A 26,921-nucleotide genomic window follows, 5' to 3' on the forward strand; every position below is an offset into this window, starting at 1 on the left:
ATCGATTCCCGGGAGGCGCACACTAGCATCAAGCCGGTTTGCAGGATGTGGCAATGCATCAACGACAGCAGATGACGCGGATCATCGTGGTGGCCTTGATCGCAGCGGCACTGGCCGCATGTTCGTCAGGTGACCGGCTGGGCGATACCCAGGTGCGGCCGACCGACCGCCCCGAGTGCCTGGTCGGCAGCCAGCGCCAGGATCTGGCTGCCGGAACGCCGGCATTGATCGGGGGTACGGGTTGCCGTACCGACCCCGACAATCCGCGCCCCCTGAACAAGCGAACGGAGTAGTCCCCACCGATGTCCGAGCTTTCCCCGTTGGCGCCCAGCGTCCGTCTGGACATCTGGCTGTGGGCGGCCCGCTTCTTCAAGACCCGCAGCCTGGCAAAACAGGCGATCGAGACCGGCAAGGTATCCGTGGCTGGGCAGCGCCCGAAATCCTCGCGCGCGGTGCGTGTGGGGGAGCAGCTGCTGGTCGATCGCGGTGAAGAACACTTCGAGATCCAGGTACTGGGCCTGAGTGACCAGCGTGGTCCGGCGCCGGTGGCGCAGCAGCTGTATGCCGAGAGCGAAGCCTCTAGGGCACGCCGCGCCGAACTGCGTGCGCTGCGCATTGCCGCGCGTGATGGCTACCAGGCGCCGGAGCACAAGCCGGACAAGCGCGCGCGACGGTTGATCCGCGCCCTGGGTGATCTCGACGCGCTTTGACGGCAATTCGCCTGACTGAGCCGGCCCGCGCTCTGGTAGCCGCCCACCTTGGTGGGCGCTGTGCCCTGTGCCGACCAAGGTCGGCATCTACCGTGTCGTGGGTCCGGCCCGCTCTGGTAGTCGCCCACCTTGGTGGGCGCTTGCCGCCCGCGCTCAGCCACCGTTCGGCTTGCGCCCCGCACGTTGGACGGTCCTCTTCATGGAAGCCCACCATGTTCCTGCGCCGCAGCCTGCTGTGCCTGGCCCTGTCCGCCGCCGTCCCGGTGTTCGCCGCCGACATCACCTTCTGGGATACCCCGCAGCGCGGTGGCAACAGCTTCAACGAAGCGCCGCCCGACCGCGCGTACTTCCAGGCCCTGCGTGACACCGGCGCCACCTGGGTACGACTGACCCCGGACAAGTGGCGCAGTGCCGGCGGCCGCGATTTCCTGATGGGCGATGCCGACCACTACCAGGGCCTGGTCCAGGCTGACGTGACCACGTTGCGTCGCGCGCTGGATGACGCCAATGCCGTGGGCCTGAAGGTCGTGCTGGTGCCGCTCTCACTGCCGCTGCTGCGCTGGAAACAGAAGAACGGCGACGTGGTCGACCAGCGCCTGTGGCAGTCCTTCGACAACCACGCACCTGCGCAGCGCTTCTGGCGTGATCTGGCCGCCGCGCTGAAAGGGCACCCGGCGTTGGCCGGCTACAACCTGATCAACGAGCCGGCACCGGAATACGGCACCACGCTGGCCGAACACGCCTCCCGCGAGGACATGCTGAAGTGGTATGCGGGCGTGCAAGGTGGGCCGCGCGATCTGCGCCAGCTGTACACGGAACTGGTGGCCAGTGTGCGCGCGGTCGATGCAGACATGCCATTGATGCTTGATGCCGGCTGGTATGCCGCGGCCGATGCGTTCGACTACTGGCCGGCGCCGCTGGACGACGCGAAGCTGCTGTACAGCGTGCACATGTACGAGCCGTACGCGGCCACCAGTGCGCCGAACCAGAAGCGCAGCACACCGTACCGCTATCCCGCCGAAGTGCCGTTCGGCGACCGCAGCGAGCGCTGGGATGCCGCGCGCGTGCGCAGCTACCTGCAGCAGCCGATGGACTGGGCGAAGACACACGGCATTGGTGCCAACCGGATGGTGATCGGTGAGTTCGGCTGCATGCGTCGCTGGCCGGACTGCGGCCGCTACCTGCGCGACGTGTTGGATGTGGCCGAGCAGCAGAAGGTGCACTGGGCGTTCTACGCGTTCCGCGAAGACGGCTGGGACGGCATGGATTACGAGCTGGGCGACAAGGCGTTGCCGTGGTCGTACTGGCAGGCGGTCGAGAAGGGTGAAGCCGTGCAGCCGCCGCGTTCGATGCAGGCGCCGCTGTTCGCCCCGATCCTGCAGCGGTTGAAGGCCGGAGCGCCTCGGTAGCCGCCCACCTTGGTGGGCGTTGTGCCGTGTGCCAACCAAGGTTGGCATCTACCAGTTCATGGTGCGAACGCTCTGGTAGCCGCCCACCTTGGTGGGCGTTGTGTCGCGTGCCAACCAAGGTTGGCATCTACCAGTTCATGGTGCGAATGCTTTGGTAGTCGCCCACCTTGGTGGGCGCTTTGCCATGTGCCAACCAAGGTTGGCATCTACCCGGTCACGTCAACCGTGCAGGTCGTAGCGGTCCAGTTCCATCACCCGCGTCCAGGCGGCGATGAAATCCTGCACGAACTTCTTCTCGCCATCGGCACTGGCATACACCTCGGCCAATGCGCGCAGCACGGCGTTGGAGCCGAACACCAGGTCCGCACGGGTGCCCGTCCAGCGTGCAGCGCCATCGCTGCGGCCGCGGCCTTCATAGCTTTCGCGACCGGTCGCCTTCCAGGTCGTGCCCATGTCCAGCAGGTTGACGAAGAAGTCGTTGCTCAACGTGCCGGGTCGGTTGGTGAACACGCCGTGCTTGCCGCCATCGATGTTGGCGCCAAGCACGCGCAGGCCACCGACCAGCGCGGTCATTTCCGGTGCGGTGAGGGTCAGCAGCTGCGCCTTGTCGATCAGCAGCGCCTCGCCCGGCACGCTGTAAGCGCCCTTGAGGTAGTTGCGGAAACCATCTGCAGCCGGTTCCAGCACCGCGAACGATTCGACGTCGGTCTGCTCCTGGCTGGCATCGGTGCGGCCCGGGGTGAACGGCACGCTCAGGTCGTGGCCGCCGGCCTTTGCCGCCTGCTCGATGCCGACGCCACCGGCCAGCACGATCAGGTCGGCCAGCGACACCTGCTTGCTGCCTGCGCCGTTGAACTCGGTCTGGACCTTTTCCAGCGCGGCCAACACCTTGGCCAGCTGCTGCGGCTGGTTCACCGCCCAATCCTTCTGCGGCGCAAGGCGCACGCGCGCACCGTTGGCACCACCGCGCTTGTCCGAGCCGCGGAAGGTCGACGCCGAAGCCCACGCCGTCGACACCAGCTCCGCCACGCTCAGCCCAGTTGCCGCGATCTTCTGCTTCAGCGCGGCGATGTCCTTGGCGTCGATCAACGGGTGCTTGGCTTCCGGCACCGGGTCCTGCCAGATGAATTCCTCAGTTGGGATTTCCGGGCCGAGGTAGCGCGCACGCGGGCCCATGTCGCGATGGGTCAGCTTGAACCAGGCGCGGGCGAACGCATCGGCGAAGGCCTGCGGATCCGCAAGGAATTTCCGCGAGATCTTTTCGTAGGCCGGGTCCATGCGCAGCGACAGGTCGGTGGTCAGCATGGTCGGGCGGTGCTTCTTCGACGGATCGTGCGCATCGGGGATCACCGCATCCGCGTTCTTGGCGACCCACTGGTGAGCGCCAGCCGGGCTCTTGCTCAGCTCCCACTCGTGGCCGAACAGGATCTCGAAGAAGTCATGGCTCCACTGTGCGGGCGTACGGGTCCAGGTGACTTCCAGGCCGCTGGTGATGGTGTCGCCCCCCTTGCCACTGCCGAAGCTGTTGGCCCAGCCGAGGCCCTGGCTTTCCAGGCCCGCCGCTTCCGGTTCCTTGCCGACGTTGTCGGCCGGGCCGGCACCGTGGGTCTTGCCGAAGCTGTGGCCACCGGCGATCAGGGCGACGGTTTCCTCATCGTCCATCGCCATGCGGCCGAAGGTGTCACGGATGTCATGCGCGGCCAGCACCGGATCGGGATTGCCGTCCGGGCCTTCCGGATTCACGTAGATCAGGCCCATCTGTACCGCGGCCAGCGGGTTTTCCAGTTTGCGCGAATGCACGTCGCCATCGGCATCGTCATCGGACACCAATACGCCGTGATCCTCCTGCACGCCTTCGGAGCCATGTGCATAACGCACGTCGCCGCCGAGCCAGGTGGTCTCGCGGCCCCAGTACACGTCCTGGTCCGGCTCCCAGGTATCGGGACGGCCGCCGGCAAAGCCGAGCGTCTTGAAGCCCATCGATTCCAGTGCGACGTTGCCGGTCAGGATCAGCAGGTCGGCCCACGAAATGGCCTGGCCGTACTTCTGCTTGATCGGCCACAGCAGGCGTCGCGCCTTGTCCAGGCTGACGTTGTCCGGCCAGCTGTTGAGCGGCGCGAAGCGCTGCTGGCCGCGACCACCGCCGCCACGGCCATCGTCGATGCGGTAGGTACCGGCGCTGTGCCAGGCCATGCGGATGAACAGGCCGCCGTAGTGGCCGAAGTCGGCCGGCCACCAGTCCTGCGAGTCGGTCATCAACGCCTTCAGGTCGGCCTTCAGCGCGCTGTAGTCCAGCCCGTTGAAGGCCGTGGCGTAATCGAAGCCCGCATCAAGCGGGTTGGAGCGCGTGGAGTGCTGGTTGAGCAGGTCCACGCGCAGCTGGTTCGGCCACCAGTCGCGGTTGGTCGTCGCATCACCGACGACGGCATGGTTGAACGGGCACTTCGCTTCGCTTTTCATGGGTCTCTACCTGTGGACTGGCGAATGAGGGAATCAGATCGCTTACCCACCATAGGCATCGCCTAATGATGGGTAAATTCGATTGATTCAACCGATGCGATAGTGACTGCCTATGGTCGGCAGCGCTTGGATCGTTGTGCGCGATCAGCGCTTGAGCAGGCCCGCGCCGAGCTTGAGCAGATCGCTGGCGCCGAACTGGCCATCACCGTCCTGGTCGAGCGCACCGCCGAGCAGGCTGCCGATGCCGCCGCCGGATTGCTGTGCTTCCTGGCCCAGGGCCTGGCTGAGCTGGCCGGCGTTGCCGCTCTGGGCAAACCGCTGGGCCAGGAACGACATGACGATGGGGGCGAGGATCGCCAGCAGCTGGCTGGACTTGCCGCTGTCCAGGCCGGTCTTCTGGCCCAGCGCTTCGGCCGCCTGCGAGGTCTGCCCACCGAAGACGTGGCCGAGGATGCCGGCACCGTTGGTGGCATTGCCACCGCCACCGCCCATCACCGCGCCGAGGATGCCGCCGAGATCGAAACCGCCACCACCGCCGCCGGCCGAACCGAGGTGGTCGCGCTGCAGGGCATTGAGCAGGGACTGCGCACCCTGCGGCTCACTGGCGTTCTGGCCCATCGCGCCGAGCAGCAGGGGCAGGGCGCTGCCGACGGCCTGGGTGGCCTGGCTGCTGTCCAGGCCGAGCTGCTGTGACACCTGCTGCAGGCCTTGGCCCTGCTGCAGCTGCTGGAAGAGGGATGCAGCGAGGGATTCGGTGTTCATGGCGGTCTCCGGTCTGTGAAGGACGAACCGCCCGAGCATAACGCCGTGTACACGACGGAAGTGCGAAGGGCAGCCGAGCGTGGGCTCGGCTCTACGACGGTAGCGCCGGGCCATGCCCGGCGGCCGGGATTACAGCAGGGCCTTCAACCGGTACAGCGCTTCCAGCGCCTGCTTTGGGGTCAGCTCGTCCGGGTCGATCGCGGCCAGCGCCTCCTGCGCCTTGTTCGGCGGGGCGGCAAACAGCCCGAACTGCTGCGGTGCATCCAGCGCCTGCGGGGCGAGTCCGGCGGCATGGCTTTCGCCGCCGCGCTGCTCCAGCTCTGCGAGGCGTCGACGCGCCTGTGCCACGGTGGCACGCGGCAGGCCGGCAAGGGCAGCCACCTGCAGGCCGAAGCTGCGGTTGGCCGGGCCGTCCTTCACTGCATGCATGAACACCAGCGCTTCGCCGTGCTCGACGGCATCCAGATGCACGTTGGCGATGCCGCTGCGGCCGCCCTCGTGCTGCTCGTCGGCCAGCGCGGTCAGTTCGAAGTAATGGGTGGCAAACAGCGTGTAGCAGCGGTTCTCGTAGGCGAGGTGGCGCGCCACCGCGTCGGCCAGGGCCAGGCCGTCGTAGGTCGAGGTGCCGCGGCCGATCTCGTCCATCAGCACCAGCGAATGCGCGGTGGCGTGATGCAGGATGTAGCTGGTTTCAGCCATCTCGACCATGAAGGTCGACTGCCCACGGGCAAGATCATCGCCGGCGCCGATGCGGGTCAGGATGCGGTCGATCGGGCCGATCAACGCGCGGCTGGCCGGCACGAAGCTGCCGATGTGGGCCAGCAGCACGATCAGCGCGTTCTGCCGCATGTAGGTCGATTTACCGCCCATGTTCGGGCCGGTGATGACCAGCATGCGACGGTCCGGGTGCAGGTCCAGGTCATTGGGCTCGAACGGCTGGTCGCGCACGGCTTCCACCACCGGATGGCGGCCGCGTTCGATGTTCAGGCACGGCTCGGCCTGCAGTTCCGGGCGCGCCCAGTCCAGCGCCTGTGCGCGCTCGGCGAAGGCGGCCAGCACATCCAGTTCGCTGAGTGCGGCGGCGCACTGCTTGAGCGGCTCCAGCTGGGTGCCCAGCGTGTCCAGCAGCTGCTCGTACAGGTACTTCTCGCGCGACAGCGAGCGGTCGCGGGCGGACAGCACCTTGTCCTCGAACGCCTTCAGCTCTTCGGTGATGTAGCGCTCGGCATTGGTCAGCGTCTGCCGGCGGGTGTAATGCACCGGCGCGCGCTCGGACTGGCCCTTGCTGATTTCGATGTAGTAGCCGTGCACACGGTTGTAGCCGACCTTCAGGGTGGCGATGCCGCTGCTCTCGCGCTCGCGCTGTTCCAGGTCGACCAGGAACTGGTCGGCGTGGGTCGACAGGCGGCGCAGTTCATCCAGTTCGGCGTCGAAGCCATCGGCCAGCACGCCACCATCGCTGAGCTTGAGCGGCGGCATCTCGGCAATCGCGCTGGCCAGCAGGTGCGCGCACTCGTCGTGCTCGCCGAGTGCCGCGTGCAGGGTCTGCAGGCGCGGTGAATCCAGCGGTGCCAGCACCTCGCGTACGGCCGGCAGCAGGCCCAGGCCATCACGCAGGGTGGAGAAGTCACGCGGCCGCGCCGAGCGCAGGGCGACGCGGGTCAGGATGCGTTCCAGGTCGCCGAGGCGGCGGAACTGCTCGCGGATATCTGCGTCCGCGCCGCGGTCGATCAGTGTTTCCACCGCGTGGTGGCGCTGCACCAGCACCTCGCGCAGGCGCAACGGCCGATGCAGCCAGCGGCGCAGCAGGCGGCCACCCATCGGCGTCACCGTGCTGTCGAGCACGCCGAGCAGGGTGTTGCGGGTATCGCCGTCGACGCGGGTGTCCAGCTCCAGATGGCGACGCGTGGCCGCGTTCATCGCGATCGCTTCGCTGGCGGTTTCCATCGAGATGGAGGTCAGGTGCGGCAGGCGCTGCTTCTGGGTTTCCTCGACATAACCGAGCAGGGCGCCGGCAGCGGCAGTAGCACGCGGCTTGTCGTCGATGCCGAAGCCACTGAGGTCGTGCAGCTTGAAGAAGTTCAGCAGCTGACGGCGACCGCTGTCGGCGTCGAACAGCCACGGTGCGCGGCGACGTACGCCGCTGCGCTGGCGCAGGAAGTCCGGCCAGTTCTCTTCATCCGGCACCAGCAGTTCGGCCGGTTCCAGACGGGCCAGCTCGGCTTCCAGTGCATCGTCGGTGTCGACTTCGTTGACCAGGAAGCGGCCGCCGGCCAGGTCGGCCCAGGCCAGCCCATAGCCGCTCTTGTTGCGTGACAGCGCCATCAGCAGGGTGTCGCGGCGCTCGTCCAGCAACGCTTCGTCGGTGACCGTGCCCGGGGTGACGATGCGTACCACCTTGCGTTCGACCAGACCCTTGGCCAGCGCCGGGTCGCCGATCTGTTCGCAGATCGCCACCGATTCGCCCAGCGCCACCAGTCGTGCCAGGTAGCCCTCGTAGGCATGCACCGGCACGCCGGCCATCGGAATCGGTGCGCCACCGGAGCTGCCGCGCTGGGTCAGGGTGATGTCGAGCAGGCGCGCGGCCTTGCGCGCGTCGTCGTAGAACAGCTCGTAGAAGTCGCCCATGCGGAAGAACAGCAGCAGGTCCGGATAGTCGGACTTGGCTGCGAAGAACTGCTTCATCAGCGGGGTGTGTTCGGCGGACTTGTCTTTGGACATGGGACTCGTGGATCAGGGGCGTCCGCTCGCGCCGGAAGGCAGCGGGGGCGGAGCGGGTACAGGGTCGTCCATGGTAACGGGTAGGGGCCCGGGGTGCCTCGATTGCCAGGGGGGACCTGGTCCATCGGAACGGGTGCCCTGGCACGCACGGCCGGACTGCACGGGGGCGCGCACAGGACCGGTTGCGCGCACCGCTGTCGACGCCACCCTCAGGCCGGCAGCAGTGCAACGTTCCGGTGGCCGGCGAAGATCTGCATCACGATGTCGAAGTAGGTCTGCCCCTCGCCGCGCTGCAGGGCGTCCAGCTGCTGGCCGATGGTTTCGGCATTGAACGTACCCGGTTGCCGCAGCTTGTGCTCCAGCCACGCACGTGTGGTCTCCAGTCCCAGTGCCTCGCGGCTGCGCTCGATGTCGCGCCAGACCACCGTGGCGGTTTCGTGCCCGGCCAGCACACCATGGCCGCCGTACAGAAGATCGTCCAGCGCATCGAGGCTGGGCCCGAGCTGCCAGTCTTCGCCGGCCATGAAAACCCGGTTGATCTCCGCATAGAGGCTGGGGATGTCAACGATGGCGGTGCCTTCGATCTGCAGGAACACGGTCATGCGCCGACTGTAGCGTGGGCCGGCGGAAGGCGTTGTGCTGAACACTGTTGCTTTGCGGCGTGGCGCGTGCCCCCGCATACTCTGGATTGCCGTCTGCGGTGTGCTTTCCCGTAGCTCTGGGCATTTGAAAATTTCCCTATAGAAATCCTCGGGGCAGCCGATAGCCTATGCGCCACTTCGCGTCGGGCGCGGTGGCATGCCGTTGCATATCCCCGGCGAACCTCGATTCAAGCCTTCGGGTTGGCCCTTCTCCCTTCCGGGAGCAGGACCGCTGACGCGTGGCATCAACACCTGGAATTGATTGTGCAAGCAAGGAAGAAGTCTGTGCGCGGTGCGCGCCGCGTTGGTGGAGGGGTGCTGCTTCTGGGCATGGCCTTCAGTGCTGCTGCCCAGCAGGTGGGTGACCCGGGCGCACAGGAGCTGCTGCGCCAGCAGGAGCGCGAACGCGCGCTGCGCGAGCAGCAGGAAAGCCGGCCCGATGTACGCCTGGAGAGCAGCCAGGGTGAACAGGGGGAGCGCCTGCCGACGCAGGAGCAGCCCTGCGTGCGTATTGATCGCATCGTGCTGGAGGGCGAGGGTGCCAAGGGCTTCCAGTGGGCATTGGCCGCAGCCGATCCGCGCGAAGATCCCGCCAGTGGCCGCTGCCTGGGCACTGAAGGCATCAACGTAGTGATGAAGCGTGTGCAGAATGCGATCATCGCGCGCGGCTATGTCACCACCCGCGTGCTGTCGGCCCCGCAGGATCTGAATACCGGCACGCTGACGCTGTCGGTGGTACCGGGGCGATTCCGCGAGGCGGTGTTTTCCGAGGCGGACGCGCGGCATCCGGTCCTCGCCAATGCGCTGCCGATCCGCAGCGGTGGCCTGCTCAACCTGCGGGACATCGAGCAGGGCCTGGAAAACCTGCAGCGCGTGCCCACCGTCAGCGCGGACATCAAGATCGCACCCGCCGATGGCGAAGGTGCCGCACCCGGGCAGAGCGACCTGCAGATCGACTGGAAGCAGCGTTCGCCGGTGCGCGCCAGCGTGACCCTGGACGATGCCGGCAGCCAGGGCACCGGCAAACTGCAGGCCAACGCCACACTGTCGTTGGACAATCCGCTGGGCCTGAACGAGTTGTTCTACGTCAGTGCCGGGCGCGGCGTGTTCAACGGCCAAGGCAAGGACACCAGCAGCTGGACCGCGCACTACGACGTGCCCTACGGCTACTGGCTGTTCGGCGCCACGGCCAGTGCCTACGACTACCGCCAGACGGTGGTCGGGGCCTACGAAAGCTATGACTACAGCGGCCGCAGCGGCAATGCCGAGGCACGGGTGGATCGCCTGCTGCTGCGCAACGCCAAAACCAAGCTGGGCATCTTCGGTCGCGGTTGGCAGCGCACGTCGAAGAACTACATCGACGATACCGAGATCGAGGTGCAGCGCCGCCGCACGTCGGGCTGGGAGCTTGGCCTGAGCCACAAGCAGTTCATCGGCGCGGCGACGCTCGATACCACGCTGGCCTACCGCCGCGGAACAGGTGCCTTCCATGCCCTGCGTTCGCCGGAAGAGATGGCCCAGGCGTGGGATCCGACCCTGCCGTTGGAAGGCACCTCGCGGATGAAGGTGATCACCGCTGACGCGCAGTTCACCGTGCCGTTCCAGCTGGGCAAGCAGCGACTGCGCTACACCGCCGCCTGGCGCGCGCAGTGGAACCGCACGCCGTTGTCGCCACAGGATCGCTTTGCGATTGGTGGCCGCTACACGGTGCGCGGCTTCGACGGCGAAAGCTCGCTCAGCGGTGAGCGCGGCTGGTCGCTGCGCAACGATCTGTCGCTGGGCATCGGCGGCGGTCAGGAGTTCTACGTCGCCGCCGACTACGGCCGCATCGGCGGGCCGTCGGCGCAATGGCAATCCGGCCGCGATCTGGCCGGCATGGCGTTGGGCCTGCGCGGCGGCTGGCAGCAGCTTTCCTGGGATGGCTTCGTGGGCTCGGCACTGCACAAACCGGCCAACTTCCCTACCGACTACACCACCTTCGGTTTCAGCCTGGCGTGGCGTTACTGATCTGGCACAAGGATTCGTGAAATGAACAGCATCTATCGCCTGGTTTTCAACCGCGCGCTGCGCGTGTGGCAGGTCGCTTCGGAACTGGTGAAGGGCGGCGGTGGCCTGGTCGGCCAGGTCGCTGGCCGGCAGAGCGCCGCATTGTCGCCCCTGGGCTTCGCGTTGATGTGTTCGCTGGGCTGGGTCAGCCTGCTGCCCTTGGCGCAGGCGCAGTCGGGTGGCCACATCTTGTCCGATCCCAATGCGCCCGGCCGTGAGCGGCCCACCGTGGTGACCGCGCCGAACGGCGTGCCGATGGTCAACATCACCACGCCGTCGGCCGGTGGTGTCTCACGTAATCGCTATTCGCAGTTCGATGTCGGCCGCGAGGGCGTGATCCTCAACAATGCGCGTGGCCAGGTGCAGACGCAGCTGGGCGGTTGGGTGCAGGGCAATCCATGGCTGGCCACCGGCAGCGCACGGGTCATCCTCAATGAGGTCAATGGCCCGGCCAGCCGACTCAATGGCTACGTGGAAGTGGCTGGACAGCGCGCCGAGGTGATCATCGCCAATCCGGCCGGTATCCAGGTCAACGGCGGCGGTTTCCTCAATGCCAGCCGCGTCACGCTCACCACCGGTACGCCGATGTTCACCGGTGCCGGTGCACTGGAAGGTTATCGGGTCAGTGGTGGGGCGATCGAGGTCAACGGCGATGGCCTCGATACCAGCCGCGCCGACTACACCGACCTGATCACCCGATCGCTGAAGGTCAACGCCGGCATCTGGGCCAACCAGCTGCAGGCATCGCTCGGCAACAACGTGGTCAGTGCCGACCACAACCAAGTGACCGCCACGGCGGCCAGCGGCGATGCACCGACCTTCGCGCTGGACGTGGGCGCGCTGGGCGGCATGTTCGCCAACAAGATCTGGCTGGTGGGCAATGAACACGGCGTGGGCGTGCGCAATGCCGGCAGCATCGGTGCGCAGGCCGGCGAACTGGTGGTCACGGTGGATGGCCGGCTGGAGAACACCGGCGCGCTGCAGTCGCTGCAGAACGTGCGCGTGCAGGCGAGCGGCGATCTGGCCAACAGCGGCACGATAGCCGCCACGCGCGAGGCTGCAATCACTTCCGGCGGCACGCTGGACAACAGTGGCGGCAAGCTCAATGCACAGCGCCTGCAGCTGCAGGCGCAGGGGCTGCGCAACCGTGGCGGTGCGATCGAGCAGACCGGCGTGCAGGCGTTCAATGCCAACGCGGGCAGCGTGAGCAATCGCAGCGACGGCCTGATCGGTGCGCTGGATGCGGTGGCGTCGGGCGGTACCGGCGGTACCCCCGGCAGCGGCACCTCCCCGGGAAGCGGCGGAACGCCAGGTACCGGAACGCCCGGAACCGGTACGCCCGGTACAGGTACCCCCGGTACCGGCACGGGGGGCGGTACGCCGGTGACGCCGGTGGTTCCGTTGGCCACGGGTGTGCTGGACATCGCCGGCCTTCTCGACAACGACGGCGGCAGCATCAGCAGCGGCGGTCGTGTTTCGCTGGTTGCCGGCAATGGTCTGGACAACAGCGGAGGTCGCATTGGCGTGGCCTCGCTGCAGGCCAGGGGCGATCTGAACAACGACGGCGGCACCGTGCAGGTGCACGGCGACGCTGCGCTGCAGCTGGGTGCGCTGTCCAACCAGAAGGGCACGCTGAGCGTGGCCGGTACGCTGCAGCTGGAGGCGCGGTCGCTGGACAACCGGGCAGGCGAGCTGCGCCATGCCGGCAGTGCAGCATCGGCCTGGACGGTGCACGACACGTTCAACAACGACGGTGGCCTGCTGGCCACCAACGCCGAGCGTCTGACCCTGGGCGCAGGCCGGGTATCCAATGCAGGCGGTCGCCTCGAGCATGCCGGTGACGGCGGGCTGCTGCTGACCACCGGCGACTGGACCGGTGCCGGTGGCCGCCTGAGCACGCTCGGTCGCCTGGACTGGACGGTGGGCAACGCGGACGTGCGCAATGGCACGCTCACCGCAGGACAGTTCCAGATCGTCGCCGGCACGCTGGACAACCGCGGTGGCAACCTGCTGTCGCTGGGCAACCAAGGCAGCACGCTGCGCGCCGGTACGCTGGACAACAGCGCCGGTGGCACCGTGGCCGGCAATGGCGATCTGAACCTGACAGCGACCACGCTGGACAACAGCAGGGGCCTGCTGCAGCAGGCAGGCAATGGCTCCCTGCGCGTGCACGCCGATACCCTGCGTGGCAGCGAAGGCCGCCTGCTCAGCAACGGCGACCTGACGCTGACCGGTGGCCAGCTGGATGTGAGTGGCGGCACCACCTCCGCCCAGAGCGTGCAGATCAACGCCGATGGCCTGCGCAATGCCGGTGGCCAGATCGTCTCGCTCGGCACTTCCGAGCTGGCGCTGGATGTGCGCGGAACCTTCGACAACCAGGGCGGGCAGGTGCTCGGCAATGCAGGCCTGCGCATCGACGCCGGCGGCATCGACAACCAGAAGGGCACGCTGCAGTCGGCCGGTACCCAAGGCGCGACGCTGAGCGTGCGCGACGATCTGGACAACAGCGCCGGTACGATCTCCGGTAACGGTGCGTTGCAGCTTCAGGTTGGCAGTCTGCTCAACCAGGGCGGCAGGGTACTGGCTGCGGGTAACGGCCTGTTGCAGGTGCAGGCGCGCGAGCTGCTGGACAACCGCAACGGCGGCCGTCTGGCCGGCACGGGCGATGTGCTGCTGCAGGCGGCGCGGCTGGACAACCGTAGCGGTGCAATCGAACACGCGGGCAGCGGCACGCTGCAGATCCGTGCCGATGCGCTGCAGGGCGCGGCGGGCCGGATTCTCAGCCAGTCGTCGCTGACGCTTGAGGGTGGGGAGCTGGTGCTGGGTGCCGGCAGCACCACCCAGGCCGAGCGTATTGCGATCAATGCCGAACGCCTGGACAACGCCGGCGGCAACCTCAGCGCAACGGGTAGCGACGCGCTGCAGGTGCGCGTGGTGCAGGCCGTGGACAACAGAGGCGGCACGATTGCCGGCAACGGCGCGCTGGACGTGCAGGCCGGTGAACTGCTCAACCGCAAGGGCACGCTCAGTGCCGCCGGTACGGCCGACAGCGCGCTGCAGGTTACCCGGACGCTGGACAACCATGAAGGCACCATCGCCAGCAATGCCAACCGACTGACCATTACTGCCGCGCGGGTCGACAACACCGCCGGTTCCATCCGCCAGGCCGGCAACCTGGGCCTGGACATCACCACGACCCGCCTGGATGGCAGCAAGGGCACGCTGGTGTCTGCGGCCACGCTGACCCTGCGTGCGGACGCGGTGGACCATCGCGAGGCAACGCTGGGCGCTGATCGCTTCGACCTTGAGGCCGGAACGCTGGACAACGCCGGTGGCCGCATCATTGCCAGTGGCGAGGGCGCCAGCCGCATCAGTGCCACCACGCTGGGCAATGCCGGCGGTACGCTGGCCAGCAATGGTGACCTGACGCTGCAGGCACAGACGCTGGACAACAGCGCAGGCAAGATCCAGCACGCCGGCAGCGGCCAGTTGCAGGTGCATGCGCAGACCCTGCTGGGGTCGGGCGGCAGCGTGCTCAGCAATGGCACGTTCGTACTGGAGGGCAAGACCCTAGATCTGTCGAAGGCGACCACCTCGGCGCGCCGCATCGATATCACTGCCGATAGCCTGACTACCGCCGGCGGTGCGCTCACTGCCACCGGTGAAGAGGCACTGCGCCTGCGTGTGCAGGGGCTGCTGGACAATCGCGGCGGCTCGCTGGCCAGCAACGGTGTGCTCGACGTTGCCGCGCAGCAGCTGATCAATGCGCAGGGCACCCTGCAGGGTGCCGGCAGTGGCCGGTCCGCCCTGGCCATCGGCCAGGCACTGGACAACCATACCGGGCGCATCCTGTTGGCTGGCGCCGGTACGATCACCGCGGCCAGCGTCGACAACCGCGGCGGTACCGTCCACGCCGGTGGCAGCGAGCTGGTACTGGGCATCGACGGTCGTCTCGACAACGGCAGCCAGGGGCTGCTGTCCAGCGCCGGTGCGATGACGTTGGACGCTGCCAGCTTCGACAACCGGCATGGCACGGTGGTGGCTGGCAAGGACCTGTTGCTGACCACGGTTGCAGGCGTGGACAACAGCGATGGCGCGATGCAGGCCGGCGAGCTGCTGCAGCTGCAGGCCAACGGCCTCGACAACCAGCGCGGCACGCTGCTGGGCGGCCAGCTGACCGTCGATACCCGTGGCCAGCGACTGGACAACCGCAGTGGCACGCTGGGTACACAGACGGGTGCGCTGACCGTGCACAGCGGCGCACTGGACAACCAGGGCGGCCGGATACAGTCGGCCACTGATCTGCGCATCGATACCGCAGGGCAGGCCATCGACAACCGGGGCACCGCCAGCAGTGGCGGCCTGTTGGCGGCGGGCACGCTACAGCTGGACGGTGGTGCGCTGGACAACCGCGGTGGCACGTTGAGCGCACAGGGCGATGCGCGGCTGCTGCTGGCCAGTGTCGACAACAGCGCCGGCGGTACCCTTGCCAGCGCGGCGGGCCTGTCGCTGCAGGCGACGACGCTGGCCAACGGCGCCGGGCGCGTGCAGGCCGGGCGCAATCTCGACCTGACCCTGAGCGGGCACCTGGACAACACGGCCGGCGCGATTGCCGCCGGTCAGTTGCTGACCCTCACCGCAGCCAGTGTCGACAACCGCAACACGCGCGGCGGCGATGGTACCCGCGGCCTGCAGGCGGGCCAGCTGCAGTTTGGAACGCAGTGGCTGGACAACAGCCAGGGCCAGATCGTCACCGACGGTGGCGCGCGGTTGCAGGTCAACGGCCAGCTGCAGAACAACGGGGGTGTCATCACCACCGGCGGCAACCTCGACAGCAGTGCCGACAGCGTTGCCAACAGTGGCGGCCTGCTGCGGGCCGATGGCAGCCAGACCCTGGTGGCGCGTGCACTGAGCGAGGACGGTCAGGTGCATGCCCAGCGCGACCTGAGCCTGACCCTGCAGCAGGGCCTGAGCAACCGCGGCGAATGGGTTGCCAACGGCACGCTGGCCCTGCATCTGTCCGGCGACTTGGACAACCAGGGCGTGCTGCGGGGCGGCAACCTCGATCTCAACGCGCAGAACATCACCAACGCTGCCAACGGCGAGATCTCCAGCGAAGGCGTTACCCATCTCAATGCCCGTGGCCAGCTGACCAACCGCGGCCTGATCGACGGCAAGGTGACCCACCTCGAAGCCGATGTGCTGGACAACCTCGGCACCGGCCGCATCTATGGCGACCACGTGGCGATCTCCGCCGGCGTGCTGAAGAACCATGCCGAGGATGCCAACGGTGCCACCCGCGTCGGCACCGTGGCCGCGCGCGAGCGCCTGGACCTGGGCGTGCGCGAACTGCAGAACACCGGCAAGGGCCTGATCTACAGCGGCGGCGATGCGGCCATCGGCGGATCGCTGGGGGCTGACCGCATTGCTGCGGGCACGGCCGGCAGGATCGACAACATCGGTTCGATCATCGATGTGGCTGGCAACCTGGCGATCGATGCGGGTGTGATCAACAACATCCGTGAGAATGTGTCGGTCGTTTCGACAAAGACGATAGACACCACCGCGAGCATGACTGTTGCGTCGTGGCAGAAGAACAGCAAGAACACGGCGGGAACGGTCAGCGACACCAGCAACTACAAAGCATGGGAGTTCTACTACATCGCGCCGGAAGACGTGCTGCAGGACGAGCCCTTCATTGCTGCCGACGGCACCCGGCTGGGCAAAGCGGTGATCCGCCTGACTGCGAACACCTCGCGCTTCTTCTTCGGTTCCGGCGGCCTGGGCTATGACGTGCGTGGCGAGCGCTGGCGCATGGACCCGGTGAACGGGACGGTCACGATCTACTACGTCAGCAAGGGTACTGCCGCCAATCCGGACCAGGTGGCAGGTGGCGACCCCTTCGATGTGCTCAAATCCAAGGAGAAGTTCACCTACCAGACCGACCGTCTGACCTTCTCCAATGCGTATGGAACGTGCAGCACCAGCTGCATCCAGTTCATCACCCCCGCCGGTTTCAACAATCCGGACGCGACGATTTTCGGGCGACGCCAGCACACCCAGGAAACCAGCCTCAACGAGCAGAACCGCCTGGCGCACCACGTCGCCTACGAGGACCAGCTGCAGCCTGGCGTCGGCGCCGATGCGGTCATTCGATCGGGTGGCAACATGCGCCTTTCGGTAGATGAGCTGAACAACCTCTACGCGCAGATCGCTGCCGGCGGCAACATGCAGATCGTTGGCCACGGTGCGGACAGCCGTGTGCGTAATGAGGGCGTGGAGCTGTTTCGAACGCATACGTTCAACAACACATCGATTGCCTACAACGGCACCCGCACGCAGTGGGAAGCAGCACCCATCTCCGAAAAGATCGGCCAACTGGGCGGGCAGATCACCGCCAACGGCACGCTCACCATCGACGTCGGCGATCTGAGTAACCTCAACCAGGGCCGCAACGCGCCCAACGTGCAGGATGGCGCGGCAATGGCCAACCTCAACGTGCAGGGGCCGAAGACACTGCCGGACGGCCCTGGCCACGGTGGTGCACAGGGCCCGGGCCATGCCGGTGGAACAGGTGCGGAGCGCGCGCTGGCGCAGGCGGCCGATGCAGCGGGCACGCAGCAGGGCGGCACGGTGGGCGGTATCGCAGGCAACGGCGCCGCATCCGGGTCGCGCGTGGTTGCCGCCGCCGGGGACTCGCCGGACCGCATCGCGATGGGCGCGCCGGACACCCGTGCACCCACGGCCAGCCTGTTCAACGTCAACCGCAATGGCGGCAACTATCTGGTTGAAACCGATCCGCGCTTCACCGACCACAAGACCTGGCTGAGCTCGGACCACCTGCTGGGGGAGATGGGCTACTCGCCCGATACCGTGCAGAAGCGGCTGGGTGACGGCTACTACGAACAGAAGCTGGTGCGCGAGCAGATCGGCGAGCTGACCGGCCGCCGCTTCCTTGATGGTTACGCCAGCGATGAGGCGCAGTACCGCGCGCTGCTGGAAGCCGGCGCTACCGTGGCCAGCGAATGGGGCCTGCGGCCGGGCGTGGCGCTGACCGAGGCGCAGATGGCCCAGCTGACCAGCGACATTGTCTGGCTCGTCGAGCAGACTGTGACGCTGGCCGACGGCAGCACCACCACCGCACTGGTGCCGCAGGTCTATCTGCGCCTGCGTCCGGGCGACCTGGATGGGCAGGGGACGCTGCTGGCCGGTGCCAACGTGGACATCAAGCTGGCCAATGGGCTGGTCAATACCGGTGACATCGCCGGCCGCAAGCTGGTGACCATCGATGCCGGCAACATCGAACACCTGGGCGGAAGTATCTCCGGCCAGTACGTGGGTCTTTCCTCGGACAAGGACATCCGTATCGTCGGTGCGACCGTTACCGCTACTGATGCGCTGTCTGTGCAGGCGGTGGGAAATGTCACTGTGGCCTCGACCGTGGAGACCCTCGGCGCAGGTGGTACGCATGCGTTCGAGATTACCCAGCTCGATCGTGTCGCCGGCCTGTATGTGACCAACCCCAGCGGCGATGGCATGTTGTCGGTGGTGGCCGGCGGTGACATCAGCCTGCAGGCCGCGCAGATCCATAATGCCGGTGCTGATGGGCTTACCCAGTTGGCGGCAGGCGGCAGTCTTGATCTGGGTGCGTTGACGCTTGGCCAGCGCAACGACTCCACCTACGACGAGCGCAATCATGTGCGCAGCAGCCAGACCACTCACGCAGTTACCACGGTGCAGGGCGCTGGTGACGTGGTGCTGGCTGCTGGCAAGGACATCAACCTCGCTGCAGCACAGATCAAGGCCGGTGGTGGCCTGGCATTGCAGGCCGGCGGTGACATCAACAGCCAGGCGCTGGTGGACAGTGTCAGCAACGACTCCAGCGCGGCGGGCAAACGCAGCTCGCGACAGGTCAGCCAGAGTGATGAGACGGTGCGGGGGAGCACGCTGCAGGCGGGGGACAATCTGCTGCTGAGCGCAGGCCGCGACGTGAACCTGACGGCCGCACTGGTCGACAGCAGCGATGGCGCAGTCAGCGTAGCCGCCGGCCGCGACGTCAACCTGCTCTCGGCCAATGAGACGCACGACTACAGCCTGGACAGCTACGAGAAGAAAAAGAAGACGCTTTCCAGCACTACCACCACGCGCAGCGTCGACAACAGCGACAGCTATGCCATCGGTACGGCGATCCAGGGCGAGAGCATCAACATCACTGCCGGTCGCGATCTGACCGCAGTCGGTGCGGTGGTCGATGCCACCGGCAACGTGATTCTGGGGGCAGGCAACAACGTACTGATCACCGCCGCCGAGGACCATCACAGCAGTGAATCCAGCGAGAGCAAGAAGAAATCCGGCATTACCGGAGGCTTTGGCAACGGCGTGGCATCGGTGGGCTACAGCAGCGCGAAGAACAGCAGCACCAGCGCCGAGCAGTCCACCACGCAGGTCGGGTCGGCCATCGCCTCGCGCGAAGGTAATGTGCTGATCAATGCTGGCAACCAGCTGACGATTGCCGCTTCGGACGTCGCCGCTGGCGAAAACCTGACGCTGGTGGGCAAGGACATCGCCCTGCTGGCGCGGCAGGACACCACGGACAGCGAATCCAGTCAGGCGAGCAAGTCCAGCGGATTCTCGGTGGGCGTGACCTATGACCCGACCAAGGCCTACCGCAGCGCCCGCGATTCGACCACCGACGGTATGGCCGACAGCGGCTCGGCGATGGGACGGATCACCCGCACCGCTGAAGGCGCAGCGTCCGGCCTGCGTGCGGCCACTACCTCGACCGTGGTGACCGCCGGCAGCCAGCGCTCCAACAGCGAGCAGAGCCATTCGACCAGTGACGCTCGTGTCAGCCAGTTGGCTGCAGGAGGGGATCTCACGCTGATTGCCAACGGGGGCTCGATCCTCAGCCAGGGCACGCAGATGTCGGCCGAGGGCAACGCCGTGCTGCTGGCCACCAAGGACATCGTGTTCGACGTGGCCCACAACACCGAGCGCAGCGACAGCAGCAGCCGCGGCAAGGGTTGGGGCCTTGCCAACAACACGAGTGGGCTGCCGTTCGGTACCAACAACTCGCAGAGCCAGGGCAGCGGCAGCAGCGACACCATCACCGGCACCCAGCTTTCGGTGGGCGGCGGCGTGCGCATGGCCACTACCGAAGGCAACATCAGCCTGACCGCGGCCAACATCGCCGCCGAGAAGGACGTGAACATCCGTGCGGCTGGCGATCTGCTGGTGCGCAGCGGGCAGGACACGGTCAGCAACGCCAATACGTCGGACAGCAAGGCGATCGGCTCGGTACAGATTTCCGATACCGAAAAGTTCTCCGGCTGGCACCGCGAGCAGCATCAGGACGACAGCGCGCAGGTGTCACAGGTGGCCAGCAGCATCGGCAGCCTGGGCGGCAGTGTGAACCTGACCGCTGGCGGCAAGTACACGCAGACGGCCAGCAATGTGGTGGCCGCCAAGGACGTGAACATCACTGCCGCCGAGATCGAGCTGCTGACCGCCGACGAAAGCGGTCATTACTCGCAGAGCGACAAGGACCTGAAGATCGGCGTGTTCGCGCGGGTGAAGTCGCCGCTGATCGACCTGATCAACAACGTGGACGCGGCCCGTCACTCTGATGATCGTCTGCAGAAGATGCAGGGCATGGCGGCAGGTGCCAACGCCTATCAGGCGGCCAGTGCGGTCGCCAACGCCTTTGGCGAGGGCGGCAGCGGTGCCTTGTTCAGTGCCGAGGCCGGTATCGGCTTCAAGACCGCCAACAGCAGCGCTGATGGTAGCAGCATGGTATCGCGCGGTTCGACCATCCAGGGCGGCGGCAACGTCAACCTGACCAGCACCCGCGGGGATATCCACGTGGTGCAGGGCAACCTGAGCGCGGGCAACTCGCTGAGCCTGGATTCTGCCGGCGACATCCTGCTGGAAGCGGGCAAGTCGCAGCTGGCCGACCGCAGCAGGAGCAGCAACGCCGGTGCCGAAGTAGGCGTGGGCGTGGCAGTTGGCGCGCAGACCGGCGTGTATGTCTATGCCGAAGCCAGCGTGGGCAGCAGCAAGTCCAACGCCGAGAGCACCACCTGGCAGAACACCACACTGACCGGCCAGAACATCTCGCTGAAAGCCGAAGGCGATACCACCCTGCGGGGTGCGACGGCGACTGCCGACCGAATCGACGTCAAAACCGGCGGCACACTGACCATCAAATCGCTGCAGGACATTGCCGAGAGCATGTCCAAAAACAGCCAGGTGGGCGGCCGCGTGCAGGTTTCGTTGGGTACCGCGTGGAATGCCGATGGCTATGCCAGCGCAGGCAAGGCCAACGGGAATTATCAGGGCGTGGGCCAGCAGAGCGGGTTGTTTGCCGGCAATGGCGGGTACAACGTTGATGCCGGACACGTGAATCTGATTGGCGGCGCGATTGCCAGTACGAACGCGGGCAACAGTGCGCTGACGGCGGAAACGTTCACCTTCAGCGATCTGCAGAACCAGATGGACTACTCGGCCAGCTCGGGGAGCATCAGTGGCGGTGCAGGCGGGCAGATGAAGGGGTGGGATCCGAAGGCGGGCACTACCGCCCCCCGCGGTGGCCCGGGCTTGCCGATGTCGGAGAGCGGCAGCGACAGCAGTTCGACGCTGGCGACACTGACCGAAGGCACTATCACCATCGGCGGCAAACAGACCAGCGCGGCAGAATTGGGGGTCAATACCGATGCCGCTGCGGCGCACCGCGCGCTGGAGGCGCTGCCGAACGCGGACAAGTTGTTGGCGGATCAGCAGGCGATGGCTGCTGCCGCGGGGACGGTACTGGCTACGAGCCAGCAGATTGCCAATGACATTGGGAGTTTGGACGCGCGCAGGATCACGGACAAGTATCAGGAACGGATGACCGCCGCAGAAAAGGAGGCATTCAACGCGCTTGCTCCGGAGGAGCAGTTCAATCGCCTGAAAGTGTTCGATCCGTCATACCCCGAGGCGTTGGTCACGCAGCAGAAGTGGGCTCCTGACGGTGTCTACGGTCGTGCGCTTGGCGCGGTGACCAGCGCGTTGGTCGGAGGTGTTGCAGGACAGGGACTGGGTCAGCTGGGTTCCAATGCGCTGGCACCATATGCGGCTGAACTGATCGGCAAGACGTTCGACCCGAACAAGCAGAGCGCTGTGCCTAGTGAGGCCATGCAGATGCTGTCGCACGCGTTGCTGGGGGCGCTGTTGGCAGAGGCCAACGGTGGCTCGGCGGGGAGTGGGGCGCTTGCGGCCGGTGGTGGTGAGCTTGCTGCCAAATTTCTGGGCGACTACTACGCCAAACAGAATAAGGGGCAGTTGACGCCCGAGCAGGCGGAGCAAGTAAGGGTGCTCGGACAAGCGGTCGGCGCAATGGCGGGAGGACTTTCCGGTGCAGGAATTTCTGGCGCGACATTGGGCATGGGTATCGCGAAAAACTCCGTTGAGAACAACTACCTGAATCACGACGAGCGGATGGAGTACCTTCAGGCGACTGTTATCTGTTCTGATGCAGGTAAAGACTGCGATATCAAGGAGAACTTCGAGCGGCTCTCCGCTGAGCGCGATTACAAGCTGATGATGGCATGCCAAGTGCCAGGGTCTATCGCGTGCAGTGAGCAGCGATCACTTGCGAAGATTGCATTGGAATCGCATAACTCTCCTATATACAAGGGGGAGTATGACGACTGGATGGCGGAAAACGCCGATAAGCTCATCGCTGCGAGCAAGAATGCCGGTTCTGGGGTCAACCTTGACACGTTGGCAATTCACTCTTCCACCGAAGATCTGCAAAGGAAGGTGTACTGTTCGCTGGTTGGTGAGTGCGGTTCGAACACCGTTGATCTATTGCGTGGCGCAGGCTACGGTGCGGAAGCCGACTGGCTGTTGTCGACGAATCGGGCGGTCGCTGGTGCTGCGTTCGTAAACGGGCTTTGGACCGGCGGAAAGGACCTTGTAGCTGGTGCGGCAAGCATGAACCAGATCAGTGTTCTGCTGGGCCTTTTCTCGGATTACAAGGAGATGGACAAACTTGGCTTGCAAGCCTTCTCCGAAAAACGCAACAACGCGATAAGTCAGGCCATCAATGGGTACATGGAAAAGACGGCAGGCCTTGCGTACTACCTGACTGGTGGTAGGAACTCGTGGAATTTTGAAGACGTAGATCAAGCGGCTGACATTGGTGGCAAGCTCACGTTTGACATCGGAACTTCCTTGGTCGGGCCGGAGGCATTCCTTTCAAAGGGGGCTAAGACCACCGCATTGGAGGCCGCCGCCTCGGAGGCGCTCGAACGAGCTCGAGAGGCGCGGCTGGTGAAGTTGGAGCCAGATGGCTCGCTGCCCCCGCATCTGCTGCCAGATAATATTGATGGGATCGGTTTAATCGAACATCCCGTTCTACAAGTTCCGGATTCGTCAATCGTCGCCGCCGATCGGCTGAAGTCTGATCTGTTCGAGCTACAAAAAGTTGATGTTAGGCTTAATACGATGTTGCCCGGTGGTGGAAAGCCAATTGAGGTAATTGCAGAGAGTAGCATTGGTGGCCAAGTGCTGTGGGATACCAATCAGGGGTCGCGGCCAGCTCATTTGGCCGATCCGAATCGGCCGACCTTGATCTCAGATTTAGTGGCTCCAGGACGTCCAAATTCAAATATGAAAGAGGCACATGCCGAGATCGCGTTGATTCAACAGGCGTTCGATGCAGGCCTTACAAGAGGGGAGGATATGAGTATGGTCGTCCGAGGAAGATCCGTTTGTGATTTTTGTATGTCCGATATCGGAAAGGCTGCTGATCGCGCCGGTTTGAATAGTGTGAGAGTGTTGGATACGAGTAATGGTAGAGTTCATGTTTGGGTAAGGGGGAAGGGGTGGGAATGATGATGGATGATAGTCTTAAGGACGGTCGAGCGTTCGAGGTTGAAATTCTTGTCGGGCGTTCCAGGCCGCATGTTGAAATCACAGAAGGGGTGGTATGGAGTAGGATTGAGGCTGGAGTTAGAGCGGTGTTCGCTCAAGGGGGGCGAGTAAGATTGCGGCTTCTCGATGCAAGCGATTGCTACATCCGTAAGATGAGCATGGACGCAAATCCGGGCAATTTCAGGATGTTTGCTTTTACTTCTTCGGATGATATGAAGATGGAAATTCTGGAGTGGTGGGGGTCTGATGGTGGAGCGGCTAGTGGTTACGTAACATTTGACGATGATTTATGGGATTCTCGAAAAGTATGTAGTGATGTCAATGTTGCACTTCGATTGTTTGGTGAGTTTTACAGTCAAGGAGATCTCCTTGCTGGGCTTGTGTTCTTCAGGTCGCCCTGGGATCCATTGCAGTGAACTGCGGGAGGTGCTGCGACTCTTGGCCGAAGGGCCGATAGTTAATCATCTGTAGTTGTGTTGCTGGTAAAGCATCACGCTCACCGGCCAGAACATTTCGCTGAGGGCCGAGGGTGACACCACCTTGCGCGGCGCGACCGCGACGGCTGACCGCATCGACGTCAAGACTGGCGGCACGCTGACCATCGAATCGCTGCAGGACATTGCCGAGAGCATGTCCAAGAACAGCCAGGTGGGTGGGCGCGTGCAGGTGGCCTTCGGCAACGCGTGGAATGCCGATGGCTATGTCAGTGCAGGCAAGGCCGAGGGCAGCTACCAGGGCGTGGGCCAGCAGAGTGGCTTGTTTGCCGGCAACGGTGGCTATCACGTGGATGCCGGGCACGTGAACCTGGTTGGCGGCGCGATTTCCAGCACCAACGCGGCCAACAGTGAACTGACTGCACAAACGCTGACCTTCAGCGACCTGCAGAACCAGATGGACTACTCGGCCAGCTCCGGCAGCATCAGCGGCGGTGCCGGCGGGCAGATGAAGGGTTGGGATCCGAAGGCGGGCACTACCGCCCCTCGCGGTGGCCCAGGCATGTCGATGTCGGAGAGTGGCGGCGACAGCAGTTCCACGCTTGCAACGCTGACCGAAGGCAGCATCACCATCGGCGGCAAGCAGACCACGGCGGCGGAGCTGGGTATCAATACCGATGCCAGTGCCGCGCATCGTGCGCTGGAGGCATTGCCGGATGCCAGCAAGTTGCTGGCCGATCAGCAGGCGATGGCGGCTGCGGCGGGGACGGTGCTTTCAACGAGCAGACAGATTTCTGGAGACCTTGCCTCCCGCGCTCAGGCCGGTGCTGCGAACGCCTATGACGGCTTTGTGGAAAAGCTTGAGGGACAGGATCTTGCCGACTTCCAAGCACTTGATGCCGAGGGACGGCAGAACTACGTCCTCAGCCATAGTGCAGACTACCGCAACTTCTACAGATCCCAACTCCAGTGGGGGATCGGCGGGGACTACAGCCGGGCCTTGGGCGCCGTTACTATGGCCCTTATCGGCGGTGCGTCCGGCCAAGGCGCCAGCCAGGTCGTGGGCAATGCACTTGCTCCCTACGCGGCCCAGTTGATCGGAGAAAAATTCGACACAGGCCACGGTAGCGATCCCAATGCCGTAGCGCAGGCACTGTCACATGCGTTGCTTGGTGCAGTTCTGGCGGAGCTCAATGGCGGCTCGGCGTCAGGGGGGGGCGCTGGCTGGAGCGGGCGGAGAGATCGCTGCGGGCGTGCTGATGCAGGCTTTCCCTTACGCGGACAAAGAAACGATTTCGGCGCTCTCTCAGGCGGTTGGAGCACTGGCGGGTGGTGCGGCGGGGGGCGATCTTGCACAGATCGCTCTCAGTATGGGAATCAGCAAAAATGCCGTAGAAAACAATCGACTTCTAAATGCAGTAGAGCTGGCCCGCATCAAGGAGTTGAGCAACGGCGACGTTGTTCGTGAAGCTGAGCTCACAGCAGCAGCGTGTGCTCTCGTCAAATGTTCAGCTGGGTTCGCGGAAGGCAGTGTTGAGAGGGCCGAGTGGGCAGCCATCGAAGCGTTGGGCTCGACCCCGGAGGCTCTGGATGATCGACAGTGGCTGAAGGTGCAGGTACAGCCAGGCTATTTGTACACGGCGGGCAATGGAGTGGCAACCCAGGAACAGCTGTTCGACTATGCATTTACGGATTACCTGTTTGACTGGGGTTCGAGAAATCAGGCTGGAGTGCGTGCATTCGGCGGCCTGCAGGCGGTTGGCGGAGCGGCGCAGGCGGCTGGTGGTATTGCGATATCACCATCGTGTGCGTCGATAATCGGCTGTGTAGGCGCAGGTTTTCTGATTGCAAGCGGCTATGACAACGCGGTAGCCGGCACCAGCACGCTGTTCACGGGTAAGCCTGCCGCTACTTGGGGCGGACAGGCATTCCAAGCGGCTGGAATTTCGCCAGATGTGGCAGAGCTGCTGTATGCCTTGACTCAAATTGGCGCGGCTGGAGGTACGTCAGGCGGCTTGGTGCGCGGGACAGGAGAATTGCTTGGTGAGCAGGCAGGAAGTAAAGCGAATCAGGGAAATTTTTCCCGATATTTGTCCAACTCCACGGCCCCGGAAATCCAGCAATCTCTGGCCGGACGTGTCTCCGACTTGCGCGGCACTCTACCTCTAGAGTTGCAGGCCAAGGGAAATATCGCCGTTGCTAACGTTGAGATTGCGGGGCTGCCGTCTGAGCTCCGTGCTTTCAGTCGCTATGCTGAAGGAGAAGCGGGCTTCGTTGCTGCCCCTGAGGGAGAGACCGTATTCAAGACTCTAAGTGTGGGTGACTGGGGTAAGGTTGACGGAAAGAATGCTTTCCTGAGGGATGTTGATGGTGAGTTCAAGATTCTTGAAAATGTTGCAAGATCGTTGGGGGACAATCCGTCTGCCGTTGGTAGGATCGATCTTTTTACTGAGTTGAAGGCGTGTGCTAGTTGTTCCAGGTAATATTGCAGTTTAGGGCCCGGTATCCGGGAATACAGCTTAATGTTTATAGTGGGAAGTGATGATGAAGCCTTGGGGGTATAGGGATTACGTGAGGTCGGTAAGCTCTGATGTGGAAGAGGGCATTGGTAAGTTGGGTTATGATTTCGGCCAGGCTATTCTATTTGCATATTCTTCTCTCGAGTTGAAGTTGGAGAATTTTCCCGGGGAAGAGATTTTTGCGCTAACTGCGCTTCTTGCTTGCATATTGGATAGGGGGGCTTTGTCGTTTTATGAGGTTGAGGATGAGATTCCATTTAAGTTTGCAAGAAGTTGCGCGGACGGCAGCGCCGGGAATGCCTCT

The 26,921-nt window shown here is 64.8% G+C and carries 11 protein-coding genes and 2 pseudogenes; 9 read left to right on the plus strand and 4 right to left on the minus strand.

The features are described 5' to 3' along the window. Positions 1-53 precede the first annotated feature (53 nt). The 3 genes from CR919_RS17315 (at position 54) to CR919_RS17325 (ending at position 2,119) form a co-directional block, all read left to right on the plus strand. On the plus strand, positions 54-293 hold the full coding sequence (locus tag CR919_RS17315; RefSeq protein WP_099821067.1) for a hypothetical protein: 240 nt from the start codon (positions 54-56) through the stop codon (positions 291-293). A 9-nt stretch (positions 294-302) separates the two neighbouring features. Continuing rightward, the gene (locus CR919_RS17320; protein ID WP_099821068.1) at positions 303-710 is read left to right on the plus strand and encodes an RNA-binding S4 domain-containing protein; all 408 of its coding nucleotides are present in this window, start codon (positions 303-305) and stop codon (positions 708-710) included. A gap of 212 nt (positions 711-922) precedes the next feature. Further along, on the plus strand, positions 923-2,119 hold the full coding sequence (locus tag CR919_RS17325; RefSeq protein ID WP_243380287.1) for a cellulase family glycosylhydrolase: 1,197 nt from the start codon (positions 923-925) through the stop codon (positions 2,117-2,119). A gap of 219 nt (positions 2,120-2,338) precedes the next feature. Here CR919_RS17325 and katG read toward each other — a convergent pair whose 3' ends face one another. From katG to CR919_RS17345, 4 genes are all read right to left on the minus strand, one after another. Next, positions 2,339-4,579, minus strand: a complete 2,241-nt coding sequence (katG, locus tag CR919_RS17330; RefSeq protein ID WP_099821069.1) for a catalase/peroxidase HPI — start codon at positions 4,577-4,579, stop codon at positions 2,339-2,341. 144 nt (positions 4,580-4,723) lie between these two features. After that, the gene (locus CR919_RS17335; protein ID WP_099821070.1) at positions 4,724-5,341 is read right to left on the minus strand and encodes a DUF937 domain-containing protein; all 618 of its coding nucleotides are present in this window, start codon (positions 5,339-5,341) and stop codon (positions 4,724-4,726) included. A 129-nt stretch (positions 5,342-5,470) separates the two neighbouring features. Next, positions 5,471-8,062, minus strand: a complete 2,592-nt coding sequence (gene mutS, locus CR919_RS17340; RefSeq protein ID WP_099821071.1) for a DNA mismatch repair protein MutS — start codon at positions 8,060-8,062, stop codon at positions 5,471-5,473. A 209-nt stretch (positions 8,063-8,271) separates the two neighbouring features. Further along, entirely contained in the window at positions 8,272-8,664 is a 393-nt protein-coding gene (locus CR919_RS17345) for a barstar family protein (protein WP_099821072.1), read from the minus strand. 369 nt (positions 8,665-9,033) lie between these two features. Here CR919_RS17345 and CR919_RS17350 point away from each other — a divergent pair, with 369 nt between their 5' ends. The 6 genes and pseudogenes from CR919_RS17350 to CR919_RS21240 all read left to right on the plus strand — a co-directional run bounded on the left by CR919_RS17350 (position 9,034) and on the right by CR919_RS21240 (position 26,581). Further along, entirely contained in the window at positions 9,034-10,710 is a 1,677-nt protein-coding gene (locus CR919_RS17350) for a ShlB/FhaC/HecB family hemolysin secretion/activation protein (protein ID WP_099821122.1), read from the plus strand. Between the two features lie 21 nt (positions 10,711-10,731). After that, the gene (locus CR919_RS17355; RefSeq protein WP_243380290.1) at positions 10,732-23,625 is read left to right on the plus strand and encodes a hemagglutinin repeat-containing protein; all 12,894 of its coding nucleotides are present in this window, start codon (positions 10,732-10,734) and stop codon (positions 23,623-23,625) included. 2 nt (positions 23,626-23,627) lie between these two features. Then, positions 23,628-24,080, plus strand: a complete 453-nt coding sequence (locus CR919_RS21105; RefSeq protein ID WP_133119634.1) for a hypothetical protein — start codon at positions 23,628-23,630, stop codon at positions 24,078-24,080. A gap of 124 nt (positions 24,081-24,204) precedes the next feature. Then, positions 24,205-24,252 (plus strand): annotated as a pseudogene (locus tag CR919_RS21385) (hypothetical protein); the annotation flags it as partial. 1,105 nt (positions 24,253-25,357) lie between these two features. Further along, positions 25,358-25,447, plus strand: a pseudogene (locus CR919_RS21390) (VENN motif pre-toxin domain-containing protein); the annotation flags it as partial. 93 nt (positions 25,448-25,540) lie between these two features. After that, positions 25,541-26,581, plus strand: a complete 1,041-nt coding sequence (locus CR919_RS21240) for a deaminase domain-containing protein (RefSeq protein WP_165787283.1) — start codon at positions 25,541-25,543, stop codon at positions 26,579-26,581. The last annotated feature ends 340 nt before the right edge of the window (positions 26,582-26,921 follow it).

Source organism: Stenotrophomonas sp. LMG 10879 (assembly GCF_002750935.1).
In the GTDB taxonomy this organism is placed as follows: Bacteria; Pseudomonadota; Gammaproteobacteria; order Xanthomonadales; family Xanthomonadaceae; genus Stenotrophomonas; species Stenotrophomonas lactitubi_B.